This window comes from Campylobacter concisus (assembly GCF_003049085.1).
Classification (GTDB): Bacteria; Campylobacterota; Campylobacteria; order Campylobacterales; family Campylobacteraceae; genus Campylobacter_A; species Campylobacter_A concisus_H.
Map to the genome: position 1 here is coordinate 168,863 of NZ_PIQX01000005.1, position 13,001 is coordinate 181,863.

Below are 13,001 nucleotides of genomic sequence, written 5' to 3' on the forward strand. Positions count from 1 at the left end.
ATGAGCATTAAAAGTGCAAGAAAACTATGCTATTTTGTCTAAAATTTTTAATAAATTTTATAAAGAGTGATAGTTGAAATACCAAATATGCAAGCAAGGCAACGATGCCCTTTTCTGTTAAAAATGTTAAAAAGGTATTGTGTGCATGACTAACATGAACTTCAATATTGCCTGGAAAATATTTTGTTATATCAATGATCTTAAACTTACCAGAACCTATCCCAAATAAAGGGTGTTCTAACCACGTATAAAATGCGCTAGCAAAGATTGGATATCTAGTCTCTGATCCAGTGACCCCCTTTGTTAGTTGACTATACAATCTTTGATCTTGAGTGATATTCGTTAATATATATATAAGAAATAGCTATTATGCTAAACAAAATTATCAAGCCTAATAAAAATTTTATTTTTATCTGTTTATTTAAAATTTCAAAAAGCAAGTAAGTAAAAATAATGATTGGCAAAAGATACATTGCAGCTCTAGAGCCAGCTATCATTATACCAAGGACACAAATTCCGGCAACACTTATGCCTATGTACTTTTCAAAAATTTCTTTGCTATTTATCGAAACTAATGCTACACAAAAAACTAGCAGCATAAAAATAGCGCTATGATTTACGTGTCCTATTGATTTAAGCTCAAAAAGTGCTAAAGGATCATTTGAAGTGAATTTTTCTACACAAGCAGGGATAAATGCAGCAATCAAACCAGCAAATAAGGCAAAAAATAAAATTTTAAAATTTATTTTTTCTATGCCAACACTTCTGGCTACAAAGAAAAATAGCATACACCTTAGCGGATCAAGCGCTCTTGATACAGAAACTCCATTTATAAGGCAGCTTATAAAAGTAGCCAAAACAAAGATAAAAAGCGAGATATTTATGGGATCAAATTTAAATTGCCTTTTTTCTTTGACGCAAATATAAATTCCAATCAAGATAAAAAGTGTAAGTGAAATTTGCTTTAAGCCCTCAGTTACTGGCAGTGTAAATAAGACAATAACTAAAAAAATATTGTAGAGCTTAGACACGATGTCATTTTTCATGCAGATACTTTAAATTTTAAGTGGACATTTTATCATTGCTGAACTAAAAATAATATACAATTAAACAAAAATTAAAAGGAAGTATCGTGCCTGATGTGAAAATAAGCTTTGTAGTGCCTGTTTTTAACAAAAAAGAGCACATTGGGGATTGTTTAAATTCGCTTATATCTCAAGACATGGATGATATTGAGATTATAGTTATTAATGATGGAAGTACTGATAATACGCTAGAAATATTAGAAGAATATAAAGATAAAATAATATTAAAAACAAAGAGCAATGCTGGTGTTAGTGCTGCCAGAAAAGACAGTATATTGCTAGCTAGTGGCAAATATACTATCTGCGTAGATGCTGATGACTATGTGGAAAAAGATTATACTTCATGTGTTTATAATATCGCAGAAAAATTTGATGCCGACATGGTGATAACAGATGTATTTAAAATTTATGGTAATAAAAAAGTATACTTAAATGACTTCGAGATAAAAGATAGCCATATCATAGATAAAGATGAGTATTTAAAGAGATTACTTGCTTCAAGGCACAATAAAGTCTTGCATAATACATGGAATAAAGCTATTAAAACTGAAATTTTAAAAGAAAAATTATTTCCAGTTGGGATCACGCAGGCTGAAGATTTTCACACTGTAGTGAGAAATCTTATCGCTTCAAAAACTCTTGTAAAGCTAAATAAGGCTTTTTATTGCTATAAGATAGGAGACAACAACACTGCTGGTTTTGAAAAGCTAAAAGCTGTGATGGATCATAAATTTGTTTATGATGACATAATCTCAATTTTAAAAAACAAAAATTTAACTCTTGAAATGGTGCCTGATCTAGAATTTAGAAAGATAAAAAGCGTCTATATGCCAGCTATTTTGGCAAGACCAAATCTTAAAAATAGTAGCTATGTAAAGGCACTTGATCTTTTTTATGCAGATATTGATAGCATTATAAATTTAGCCGGTTTTTCAAAGCTTAGATTAAAACAAAGAATTTTGTTTAAAGTGCTAAAAAATGTAAAATCATACGAAAATGTATCAAAAATTTTAAAAATCTTTAATACAATAAATGGCGTTTTGTCAAATAAAAAAATGAAAGAATTTAAAGAGTAGAAAATGATAAATATACTTGAGCTTGAAAGCTCTCTTGGATTTGGTGGGCAAGAACACCGTACACAGCGTGTGATAAATGGACTTGATAGGAGTAAATTTAGGGTTTTTTATGGGCTAAATCCTGGCTCAAAAAGCTTTGAGAAACAGATCGAGTGCGAATTCGTTGAGTTTAATCTCAAAAAGTCTTTTAATATCTTTGAAATTTTAAAAATTTGTAAATTTTTAAAGCAAAATAATATAAAAATCATCTCAACTCACTCAGGTAAAGATGGCACCATTGGAGCGATTGTGGGCAAAATTTGTGGCGTTAGCGTGGTTCGTACTAGGCATTTACAGCTGCCTATAACATCGCCCTTACCTTACAACCTAAGCACAAAAGTGGTCGGCGTTTGTGACTCAGTTTGCGCTGATCTTATCAAAAGAGGCGTCAAAAAAGAGAAGGTGTTAAAAATCTACACTGGCATCGATACGCAAAAATATACACCAGAATTTAAGATAAATATGAAAAAAGAATTTGGCTTAAATGACGACGTAGTTGGAATTTGCATCGTTGCAGTGTTAAGAGCTGCTAAAAATCATAAGCTATTAATCGATGCATTTAGCGAGTTAAATTTAGAAAAATCAGCCCTTTTTATCGTAGGTGATGGCCCGCAAAATAAAAATTTACACGAATATATAAAAGATAAAAAAAATATCTTTATGCTTGGCAACAGAACCGATGTGAGCGATTTTTTGGGCTCACTTGATATCTGTGTGTTACCTTCAGGGATGGAGGCTATCGGTGGAGCACTGCTTGAGGCATCTTCGTGCAAGCTAGCTACTATTGGAAGCGATGTGGGCGGACTTGGCGAGGCGGTAAGTAATGGCAAAAGCGGATTTTTATTTGAAAATGGCAACAAAGAGGAGCTAAAGAAGGTGCTTGAAAGGCTCATTTTGGATGAAAATTTAAGAAAACAGATGGGTGAGTTTGGCAGAGAGTATGTCAAAGAGACATTTAGCATCGAAAAAATGATAGAAAACACACAAAATTTATATATGGAGCTTGTAAAATGAGCGTACCAGTTTTGATGTATCACCACGTGCTTGAAAAGAGTGGATTTATCGCTAGTAGCGTGGATGAGTTTAGATCGCATATGAAATTTCTAGCCGAAAGTGGCTATAAAACTTTAAGTATAAATGAGTTTATCGCTTATAAAAAAGGCGAGCTCGAGGTGCCAAAAAAGAGCGTTTGCATAACATTTGATGATGGCTGGATGGATAACTACATTTATGCCTATCCTATCGTGAAGGAATTTGGGCTAAAGGCAAATATTTTTATAATTACTGGCTGGATAGAAGCGGCGCAAAAGGCCCATGAGATGAGGCCTGCTAGCTTTTTAAACGTCGATCACAACGAGTGCAAGAGGCTTGCTCCAAGTAGGCCGCAAGATGTGATCTTAAATTTAGAGCAGATCGAGAAAATGAGTGATTGTTTTTACTTTCACTCACATACACATGGTCATTTTGATGGATATTTTGGGCAGCTTGGTTTGGACGAGGAATTTAGCCTTTGCCGTGAATTTATGAAGAAAAATTTTGGCTTTGATGACGACGCACTTTGCTGGCCGCGTGGCAAATATAACGAAGAGTATCTAAGCACTGCTAAAAAGCACGGTTACAACGCATTTTTCACTACAAAACGTGGCATTAATAAAGCTGATGGTAATCTTGAAGAGATAAAACGGATAGTGACAAAACGTGATGAAAAATGGCTAAAAAAGACCATGTTTATATATCAAAATGATATTTTAGGTTCGATCTACGCGGCGATAAGGTCTTAATGAACTAAATTAATTTATAAAAATTTTCTCATTTTTGGCTATATGTTTTTGTAAGATTTTGCTTTATTGGTGATTTGAACTCTAATTTAAATTTATACTCAAGGCCCGCTAGATCAAGTTCTTTTTTATCTATTTGTTTTTGTGTATTGCTTGAATACTTGCTCAAGTTTTTCTTATAAATTCCGGCTATTCGAGCAGCTTCTTCATCAGCGTTTAAAACACAAAGTATATCACATTTACTTATACGTAAAAGCGGATTTGTGCTTACGTATATTACGACTTTTACAAACGGCATGATAAATTTAAAAAATGGCTTTAACTCATCTTGATGATCGCTTTTGATTTTTATCTTTGGACGAGCTATAAATTTAGGCTCATTACATCATCATCGATTACAGCGATTTGGTAAGGTTTAAAGTTTTTAAATCCACTTTTTCTAATTTGTTTTGCAAGTGTGCTTTTGCCACTACCGTGAAGCCCAGTAAGAGCGATTAAGGCTCGTTTTTTATCTTTTAAAATTTCTTTACAAGTCTCATTTAATGCTTCAAGCATTATTTATAGCCTCTATTTCTAAAATTTGAATATAAATTTCCTAGCACCGGTGTAGAATAGATAAAAAGCTTCTTTTTAACCCTAAAAATGTAGTCACTCTCGCTCTTTGCATTGTTTGATATATCGATACGTCTTATCTTAAATTTATCATCTCCTGCGCAAAATCCACCATCTATCACACTAAAGGCAAAGTCATAATACTCTCTTACAACTTTTAGTGAAAGCTCGTTAAAGTGCCCTTTTGGAAAGCAAAAGCCAAATTCTTTTTTTTCAGGAAATAGCTCTTTTATCTTAGCAAGTGAGCTAGAAAATTCCTCTCTTAACTTTGTTTCGTCGTTACTTTTGCAAGAAAAGTGACTCGCTGTATGGCTATCAAACTCAAAAAGCCCGCTCTCTTGCATCTGCCTGATCTCGTCTAAATTTAAAAAATACTCCGCGTCTTTATCATAATCGATCTCTTTATGTTTTTTAAATGCAAAGTCGTAGTCTTGCCTTTTAAAATCTTTGATCTTATCTGTTATCAAAAAGCATACAGCTGGAATTTTTAACTCTTTTAGGATAGGAAATGCAAATTTATAATTATCAAAATACCCGTCATCAAAAGTTAGTAAAATGTTCTTTTTAGAGGCTTTTGCTCGGCCACTAGCTATATCTTTAAACTGAGCATAGTTTATAAATTTATAGCCCTCATCTAACGCCATCAAAAGCGCCTTTTTAAATAGCTCTGGCTTAATGGCAAAGTCGTTTTTATTGTTATTACAGTGATGCATCGTTAGCACGCAAACTGGGTAGTTCATTTTTGCTCCAGTAAATTTTTAATAGCCTCTTTTAGTGCCTTGTGGCTAAAGTTTTCATCCACAAATTTAAAGGCGTTTTGTGAGTAAATTTTGGCTTTTTCAGGCTCATTTATCAGCTCCAAAATGCACTCTTTTAGCGAAATTTCATCTAAATTTTTAGCACAAAGTCCACGCTCTTTATCTTTAACTAGCACGTTCATCGGCGCGTTATTGTAGACCACGATAGGTACTTTTGAGCTCATCGCCTCAAGCAAGACCGTACCAAGCCCCTCAGAGTGCGATGCAAAGACGTAGATATCAAAGCCTTTTATGATATTTGCCGCGTCTTTTCTAAAACCAGTAAATATAATCTTATCTTTTTTACTAAAAATCGAGGTAATCTCATTTTTTGTGCTTTCGCTGATATTTCCTGCAAAAACTATTGTGGCGTCCTTCTCTTTTAAAATTTCTTTTGCTGCACTTGCAAAGTCAAAGACTCCTTTTTTGCGGTAAAGAGAAGTAAATGTACCGATTACTAGCTCATCTTTTGCGATCTTAAACTCATCTCTAAAAGTGCTTTTTATACCATCAATCTTTTCAACATCAACCGTGCTTGGCATAAAAAAGAGCCTATCTTCGCTAACGCCGATGCTTAGCAGATACTCTTTGACACTATCTGAGATGTATAAAATTTTATCAAATAGTCTTTTGTGCATGAGTTTTGAAAGAAAGCCTTTTATAGGAAAAAGATTATGCCTTTCCTTGTAAAATTTAACGCCTTTCCTTCTGTAAAATAGCCCAGCAATTGCTCCAACCCAGCTATCAGTCGAGCCATGTGTGATCAAGGCATCTATCTTGTTTGAGCTTATCGCTTTGCAAAGTGCTGGCACGCTTTTATGAAAATTTTTCTTATTCATCTCTTGTGCTACAACACTAAAGCCTTCTTCTTTTGCAATGCTTTCTATCTGAGAATTTGGGTTGCAAAAAAGTATGACATTGTGACCCATCTCGCGCATAAAACGCATCTCATTTAGCGTCTTATTTTGCTCGCCACCCCAGTTAAAAAGTGTCTGAGTGTGAAGAATATTCATCTGCCTATCCTAAAATTTCTTTTATTTTGGCTTTTATTTTTGGCATTTCGTCGCTAAAATCCATCAATGTCTTTTCTACGCCATGCTTTGCTATGCCTTCTTTGTCGCAAGGCACAAAGTCCCAGTCTTTTTGATAGACGATGTGTTTGCCCATATTTTGGATACCATTTTGCGCTGCGTAGCCATTTTCCATGAGTGAGTTGTCCCAAGGCCCCCACTCAAAAGCATTGCTTGGACCAAAAAAAGCGATCACTGGCACGTTATTTGCCGCAGCGATGTGCATGATAGCTGTATCAACACCGATAAAAAGGCTTGAGTGCTTTGATAGGGTGATCGTTTGTTTCAAATTTAGCTTGCCACCTAAATTTATGGGCTCACTCTTGCAAATTTTTAGTACGCTTGCTAGCTTTTCAAGTTCATTTTCTTTATTATCACTTGTTAGCACGACCTTTACACCAAGCTCATTTTCGCAGTAGTCTATGAGCTCTGCCATGCTATCATCGTTTGCACATTTAAACATCCAGCGGCTTGTTAGATGCATATGCACAAAGCGTTTTGGTAAATTTAGATGCTCCACGCTCTCGTCCGAAAATACACTCACCTTTTTACTCACTGACTCAAAGCCCAAAGCTCTTAGCGCATTTAAATTTAGATCAACCGTGTGGGAGAAATTTTCATAGTATTTTGCCTTTACGCTCAAAAGCTTGTTTATCGCCTTGTGCTTGCCTAAAAAGCCGACTATCTTTTTGATCTTGGCATACTTTGAGATTATGACGCCGCGGTCTCCAGTGGTCGTTTGCACAGCCATATCGTATTTTTCTTTTTTGATGGCTTTTATAAATTTTATTTCAGTAATTAGCTTTTTAAAAAAGCCAGAATTTGCACTTTGCCTATCGTAAATGTGAATTTTATTTATGTAAGGATTTCCCTCGATCATCGCTTCTGTGCCTTTGTTTAAGGCAAAGTCGATGGTCGCGTCTGGGTAGTAGTGGTGCAAATTTTCAATAAGAGGCGTAGTCAAAAGCACGTCGCCGATGTTCCTAAATTTAATTATAAGTATTTTCATTTTATATATTTCCAAAATGTGTACTGAGCGTAAAGTCTAGCTATGATGTAGCCGGCAAAGCCCTCTTTAAAGCCACCTTTTAGCACATAAAGCTTAAAAAATGTCCACGCTGGGCTTGTAAGCGCCTTTAGTAAATTTCTTTTTGCGCCCATGCTTGAGTAGCGATTTTGCTTAGCTATAAACTGCTCGATGCTCTCATATGCATAGTGTAAGAAGTGATTTTTAAGCGCGCCAAGCCTTTGTGAGCCGTCATTTAAAACGACCTTTTCATGCACAGCTCTGCCATCAAATTTGGCAAAATTTTTGTTAAAAAGCCTCACTGTGTAGTCTGGATAGAGCCCCATATTTTTGATCGCTTTGCCAAAGAAAAAATTTAGCCTAGCTACGTTGTAGGCCATAAATTTTGGCTCTTTTAGCGTATCTATGATCTCGTTTTTAAGTTCATCCGTGATCACCTCATCACTATCAAGCACAAAGATCCACTCGTTTTTGGCTAGATCCACACCCTTTTGCTTTTGCGCGCCAAATCCAAGCCAAGCTTGCTCGTGAAATTCCACGTTGCTAAAGCCATCACAAATTTGCCTTGTGTTATCTTTTGAGCCGCTATCAACCACGATGACCTCATCAGCAAATTTAGCGCTATCTAACACCTCTTTTAGGTATTTTTCGCTGTTAAAAGTTAAGATGACAACGCTTAGCATTCATACTCTTTTTCGTAAAATCTCTTAAATCTTTGGTGAAACCAAAAGTACTCCTCAGGCCTTGCTCTAACCACCTCTTCGCACGCGCTGCACTGCATTTGCGTTACTTTTTGCACCGCCTCTTCTTTGTCAAATTTATTTATATCAATGGCTGGCGAAAAGCAAATTTCACTTATATTTTCATCTTTTTGATAGATAAATGCATTAATTATTAGTGCGTTTGTTTTTTGAGCTAACACGCTTGCAGCTGGTGTGTGAAGCACATCCTTGTCAAAAAATTTCACCTTTATGCCATCTTTTGGAGCGGTATTTTGATCGACTAAAATTCCCACTATTCGCCTAGCTTTTAGCGCTTTTAAAATATCTTTTGCACCGCCATCTTTGTCAATGAGCTCCACGTCAAACTGCGATCTGTTCGCCTTTAAAATTTCATTCATGACGCCACTATCAAGCTTTCTACCAAGTACTGAGACTGCACCAAAACGAGCAGCCATTGCTAAGCTAAAAAGCTCCCACTGCCCAAAATGCGCGGTCGTCACGATAATCGGACGATCAAGCTTAAGCGCTTCAAGCAGATTATGCTCATTTTTAAAACTAACTTTTTCAAGCACTTTTTGCTTTGTCGTGTTTTGATTGAGGATAAAATTTATACCAAGATATTTTGCAAAGTTGTAGTAACATTTTTTAGCGATCTCTAGCTTCTCTTCCTTGGTTTTTGACTCACCAAATGCAAGATTTAAATTTGTCATAACGATATGAAATCTCTTTTTTTTAAGTTTCATAAACGCAAACGCTAAAAATTTAGCAAGTAAATCTCTAAGTGAGCTAGGCAGTAAAAATATAAAAAATTTTAAAGTATAAAAGCTAGCCAGATAGAGCCTATCCATTTAGCAGCCTTTTTGCAAAATTTGCAATCGTTTCTGGAAAAATTTCTTTTATGCAAAAGTCGTTTTTATCGATACTTCTGGCATCTATTTGCTTGCCCATATCTATAACTAAATTTTTATCCGTGATGTAAGCATTTCTGTGGCTGGGACGGTTGCCAAAAAGTGTGATAGAAGGCCTATTCATCGCCCAAGCAAGGTGTGTTAGGCCACTATCGTTGCCAATTACTAAATCACATCTTGTAATGAAGCTTATCATCTCTTTTATGCTAAGTTTTTCAAGTAGCTTTGCCGAGGTACCTGAGATGATCGCCTCAGCCCTTACTTTCTCGCTCTCACTTCCGTAGCAAAGGCAAATTTCGCATCCATCAAGTAGCCTGATCACATCTTTAAATTTGTTATAAATTTTGCTCTCTTCGCTTGCAAAGGCAGCGATCAAAACGCGTTTTTTACCACTTTCGTTTTTATAAATTTCACTTGCTTCAAAGCAAGGTACTTTTTCTAAAATTTCACTTGCTTCAAAGCTAAAATTTAGAGCAAAAGCTACAAGCGATAAATTTCTAATGATTATATTTTCGTTGTAATCAATTTTAAATTTATGCTTGTAAAGCCTGGCTGCGATCTTTTCTTTGACACTCTCTCTGCTAAAGCCATAAGTTTGCTTGCCTATTATTTTTGCTACGACGGCTGATTTAAAAAGTCCTTGCAGATCGATCACTTTGTCAAATTTACCAAGGGTTTTTAGTATCTTGTAGCTTTGTTTAAAGCTTTGTTTAAGCGGTAAAACGACTAGCTCGTCGATAAGCGGATGATCTTTTAAAAGGCTTGCAAAACGAGCATCAACTAGCCAAGTGATATGGGCATTTGGATAGTGCTTTTTGATAAACTGAAGCACAATAGCTGCATGCACGATATCCCCAAGAGCGGAGAGTTTGACGATGGCTATTTTTAGTTGATTTTTGTTTTGCATTGATCACTTTAGATATAAATTTTTGGTATGATTTTAAAAAAAAATGCTTAAAAAAGGGCTAAAATGGCGAAAAGTTACATCTGTGTCTTTGACTGCGAAACGATACCTGATGCAAATTTGATAAGAAAAATTTATGGTATTGACGGGAGCGATGAAGATGTGAGCGTGCAAGCGATGGCGCTACAAAAAGAGGCCAGTGGGAGTGAGTTTTTGCCTGTGATGTTTCATAGAGTAGTCGCAATCTCTGCGGTAATGGCTGATGAGTACGGTAAATTTTTAAAAGTTAGCACGATGGAGGGCAAGGATGAGCGCGAGATCATCGCTAAATTTTTAAAATTTATTAATGACTACAATCCTAGGCTTGTTAGCTTTAATGGCCGTGGCTTTGACCTGCCGATGCTAATGGTGCGTGCGATGCGCTACAACCTAAACGCGGCGGCGTATTACGAGAGCGAAAACAAAGAGCTAAATAAAAATAAATGGGAAAACTATAGAGCCAGATATTCGCCTAAATTTCATCTTGATTTGCTTGATTTTATAAGCGATTTTGGAAGCGTAAGAGGACTAAAGCTTGATACACTTTGTGCTAGCTTAAATTTACCTGGCAAATACGACGTGCACGGCGATCAGGTGCTTGAGCTCTACTACGCAGACGAGCTTGATAAGATCAACGAGTACTGCGAAAGTGACGTGCTTAACACCTACTGGCTCTTTTTGAAATTTGAGCTTTTGCAGGCAAATATCTTGCAAGATGACTATATAAATCACCTAAATGTGATGAGTGAATTTCTAGCCAAACACTGCGCTCACAGAGGATACACCGAGGTCTTTTGCACTGCGATAAGCGACGAACTAGCTAGACTTAATGGCAAGCTTGATTACGAGATAAAGATCCAAAAAGAAGACGATGAAGAATTTGACGATTTTAGCGATCTTGATGGTGTGAAAGATACGCCAGAGCAGTTAAATGAGCGTTTGGCAAGACAAGGGCTTGATGGGCTTTTAAAAAAAGCGAGTGAGGTTGCGTCAGCTGCCAAAAAAGATAAGAGTTTTGCCGAAGAGAAACTACCTGAAATAAATTTGGACGAAGAGTAGAAATTCTATACTTTTAGGCCGTAAAATATCTTTTGCTACTCTATGGAATTAATATCCTGATCCGCGGAATATCATGGGTATTCAAATCCAAATTCATACTCTTTTAAAACTCCATTAGAAAAGATGAATTTCTCGTAATAAAGTGGCATGTCAAATTCTTGTAAGAGGTTGCTCTCGTTTTGCTCAGTGATGTAGGTGACGATAGAGGTGGCATTTTCTTCTTGTAGATCGTTTGGCTTGCCTAGCTTCTTTAAAATTTGGTCTTGTTTGTCACCAAGTTTGATGCCGGAATTTGTAGTAAAATCTTTTATTTTGCTGGAATTTATATAATCTTTAGTTAAATTTTTATCAAAAAATTTGACATTTATCCTTTGGACCTCACCGCTACCACCGCAACAAAAATCGAGCGTCATTATCTGTGTTCTTGATAAATTTATGAAGCTTGCCTTTTCGCCGTCTAAGAAATATTTAATTTTTTTAGATGATAAATTACTTGTAGGTAAAATTTTACCTACTTTGATTTTGTCTATGCTTGTTGTGCGCGGTAAATTTTCACTAGCTGTTAAATTTAGAAAACCTAAAATTAGAGATAGTATTAAAAAATGTTTCATTGCAATTTTATTCATCTTTATTAAAGTCGCTCCAGCCGTTGCCAAGATATTTTGGGTTCGGACTAAATTCTCCAGCCCCTATGTCAAGATCGCCGCTATTTGGTATCCTGTAATGCCCCCATGCACACGGCCTTGTTTGCATCTTACCCACCTCGCACTCTCCACAAAATAAATTATTTGCGTACAAATCCTCATCTTCTGATATATCGTCGTATAACAATTTTTTATCGTTGTCAATGTACCATCTTGTTAGCATGCAGCCTTTAGCTTGAAATTTTTCTGTTTCACCTTTTAGAGAATAGGTCGCTAAGGCTATGCCTTGGGCATTTATTTTGCCTTTCATAAAATCATCAACGCCGTAGTTAAAATTTGTATATTTTCTTATTTCAGATATTTTAATTTCGCCGTTAAATGATTGAGTTTTTCCGGCTATTTTGTAGTTGCCAGATACTACATATTTTGGCCTTGATATCTTTTTAATGCTATCAAAATTTATATGTAGTCTGTGATAATTAGCTCCGATATAACCCAAAAATTTTATACGCTTGTCAGCTAAAATGTTAGAAAAATCAAAATCGTCAAATTTGTCTTGTTTGGCAAAATGTGCTTTATTATCCAAAAAGCCATTAAAACACTTCTCGGTGGTTTGCTCTGCAAAAAGAGAAGGCGACATAAATACCATTAGCCATAAAAGAATTATTTTATTTATAATCTTCATATTTTTCCTCAATCACAACTTTAACGTTATCTATTTCATTGCTCTCGATATATTTTATAAGCTGATAGAATTTATTTATACTGCCAGAAACAGCTGTAACGTATCTTTTTCTATTTATTTCACCAACAACGATATCGCTCCCTGACAGCAAACATCCTTCAGAATGCTCCTCTTTGCTACCAACATGTATTAATATGGCTCTACTTTTAGGAACATCATTATTATATAATTTTGGAAATCCATTCTCTAAAAAATTTCCACGCTTATTTTTGGAGTATTTGTCTTTTGAATATTTTGTAGAAACATGCCATACTAGATTATATTTTCCTCTAGGTATTCTTTTGTCTTGATCAGACTGTTTTGTGCTTTCGCCATATGGTTCTAATGTATAGCCTGTTAAATCACTATCGCTAATTTTAAATTCACTTATTGTAGAGCTAGATGATGTCTCTTATACCCACTTGACGCTGCCGACGATACGAAGAGTGTTCATCGTGGTCGGATCAGTTGCTAGTAATAACAAAATGTAGTATAAAAGTGTCGTAATACATATAGT

15 protein-coding genes and 1 pseudogene are annotated in these 13,001 nt (G+C 35.6%); 4 read left to right on the forward strand and 12 right to left on the reverse strand.

Going from position 1 to position 13,001, the window contains the following annotated elements; translation table 11 throughout:
• Positions 1 to 7: 7 nt before the first annotated feature.
• Together CVT13_RS10475 and CVT13_RS10480 are read right to left on the reverse strand one after the other, a co-directional pair.
• Complete coding sequence (locus tag CVT13_RS10475; RefSeq protein WP_234411999.1) at positions 8 to 319, reverse strand: O-antigen ligase family protein; 312 nt, start codon at positions 317 to 319, stop codon at positions 8 to 10.
• Complete coding sequence (locus CVT13_RS10480; RefSeq protein ID WP_234412000.1) at positions 312 to 1,046, reverse strand: hypothetical protein; 735 nt, start codon at positions 1,044 to 1,046, stop codon at positions 312 to 314. Before CVT13_RS10480 ends, CVT13_RS10475 begins: the two co-directional genes overlap by 8 nt.
• Before the next feature lie 86 nt (positions 1,047 to 1,132).
• On the opposite strand from CVT13_RS10480, the gene CVT13_RS07640 reads away from it, so the two are divergent.
• From CVT13_RS07640 to CVT13_RS07650, 3 genes are read left to right on the forward strand one after another with little or no spacing between them, the layout of a single operon-like run.
• A complete protein-coding gene (locus CVT13_RS07640) occupies positions 1,133 to 2,161 on the forward strand; it encodes a glycosyltransferase family 2 protein (protein ID WP_159071112.1) in 1,029 nt (342 codons plus the stop codon).
• Positions 2,162 to 2,164: 3 nt separating this feature from the next.
• Positions 2,165 to 3,214 (forward strand): glycosyltransferase, encoded by a 1,050-nt coding sequence (locus tag CVT13_RS07645; RefSeq protein ID WP_107812138.1) that lies wholly within the window; start codon positions 2,165 to 2,167, stop codon positions 3,212 to 3,214.
• Complete coding sequence (locus tag CVT13_RS07650; protein WP_107812139.1) at positions 3,211 to 3,981, forward strand: polysaccharide deacetylase family protein; 771 nt, start codon at positions 3,211 to 3,213, stop codon at positions 3,979 to 3,981. The genes CVT13_RS07645 and CVT13_RS07650 overlap by 4 nt, the downstream gene beginning before the upstream one ends.
• 360 nt (positions 3,982 to 4,341) lie before the next feature.
• On the opposite strand, the gene CVT13_RS07660 is transcribed toward CVT13_RS07650, so the two are convergent.
• Genes CVT13_RS07660 through waaC form a run of 7 tightly spaced genes read right to left on the reverse strand, consistent with a single transcriptional unit; the run spans position 4,342 to position 10,021 of the window.
• Positions 4,342 to 4,533, reverse strand: a complete 192-nt coding sequence (locus CVT13_RS07660; RefSeq protein ID WP_107793341.1) for a hypothetical protein — start codon at positions 4,531 to 4,533, stop codon at positions 4,342 to 4,344.
• Positions 4,533 to 5,330 (reverse strand): polysaccharide deacetylase family protein, encoded by a 798-nt coding sequence (locus CVT13_RS07665; RefSeq protein ID WP_107812140.1) that lies wholly within the window; start codon positions 5,328 to 5,330, stop codon positions 4,533 to 4,535. Before CVT13_RS07665 ends, CVT13_RS07660 begins: the two co-directional genes overlap by 1 nt.
• Positions 5,327 to 6,400 carry a glycosyltransferase family 4 protein gene (locus CVT13_RS07670; RefSeq protein ID WP_107812141.1) on the reverse strand — a complete coding sequence of 358 codons (1,074 nt, stop codon included), beginning with the start codon at positions 6,398 to 6,400 and terminating at the stop codon, positions 5,327 to 5,329. The genes CVT13_RS07665 and CVT13_RS07670 overlap by 4 nt, the downstream gene beginning before the upstream one ends.
• Before the next feature lie 4 nt (positions 6,401 to 6,404).
• Positions 6,405 to 7,466 (reverse strand): putative lipopolysaccharide heptosyltransferase III, encoded by a 1,062-nt coding sequence (gene rfaQ, locus CVT13_RS07675; protein ID WP_107812142.1) that lies wholly within the window; start codon positions 7,464 to 7,466, stop codon positions 6,405 to 6,407.
• Complete coding sequence (locus tag CVT13_RS07680; protein WP_103588490.1) at positions 7,463 to 8,167, reverse strand: glycosyltransferase family 2 protein; 705 nt, start codon at positions 8,165 to 8,167, stop codon at positions 7,463 to 7,465. The genes rfaQ and CVT13_RS07680 overlap by 4 nt, the downstream gene beginning before the upstream one ends.
• Complete coding sequence (locus tag CVT13_RS07685; protein ID WP_103588489.1) at positions 8,161 to 9,054, reverse strand: lipid A biosynthesis lauroyl acyltransferase; 894 nt, start codon at positions 9,052 to 9,054, stop codon at positions 8,161 to 8,163. The genes CVT13_RS07680 and CVT13_RS07685 overlap by 7 nt, the downstream gene beginning before the upstream one ends.
• A complete protein-coding gene (gene waaC, locus CVT13_RS07690; protein WP_107812143.1) occupies positions 9,047 to 10,021 on the reverse strand; it encodes a lipopolysaccharide heptosyltransferase I in 975 nt (324 codons plus the stop codon). Before waaC ends, CVT13_RS07685 begins: the two co-directional genes overlap by 8 nt.
• A gap of 63 nt (positions 10,022 to 10,084) precedes the next feature.
• Here waaC and CVT13_RS07695 point away from each other — a divergent pair, with 63 nt between their 5' ends.
• The gene (locus tag CVT13_RS07695; RefSeq protein ID WP_107812144.1) at positions 10,085 to 11,116 is read left to right on the forward strand and encodes a 3'-5' exonuclease; all 1,032 of its coding nucleotides are present in this window, start codon (positions 10,085 to 10,087) and stop codon (positions 11,114 to 11,116) included.
• Between the two features lie 71 nt (positions 11,117 to 11,187).
• On the opposite strand, the gene CVT13_RS10295 is transcribed toward CVT13_RS07695, so the two are convergent.
• The 3 genes and pseudogenes from CVT13_RS10295 to CVT13_RS10485 form a co-directional block, all read right to left on the reverse strand.
• Positions 11,188 to 11,727, reverse strand: coding sequence for a hypothetical protein (locus tag CVT13_RS10295; RefSeq protein ID WP_199907287.1), 540 nt, complete (start codon positions 11,725 to 11,727; stop codon positions 11,188 to 11,190).
• A gap of 7 nt (positions 11,728 to 11,734) precedes the next feature.
• Positions 11,735 to 12,445 carry a hypothetical protein gene (locus tag CVT13_RS07705; protein WP_107812145.1) on the reverse strand — a complete coding sequence of 237 codons (711 nt, stop codon included), beginning with the start codon at positions 12,443 to 12,445 and terminating at the stop codon, positions 11,735 to 11,737.
• Positions 12,429 to 12,878 (reverse strand): annotated as a pseudogene (locus CVT13_RS10485) (DUF5675 family protein); the annotation flags it as partial. The pseudogene CVT13_RS10485 and the gene CVT13_RS07705, both read right to left, overlap by 17 nt.
• Between the last annotated feature and the right edge of the window lie 123 nt (positions 12,879 to 13,001).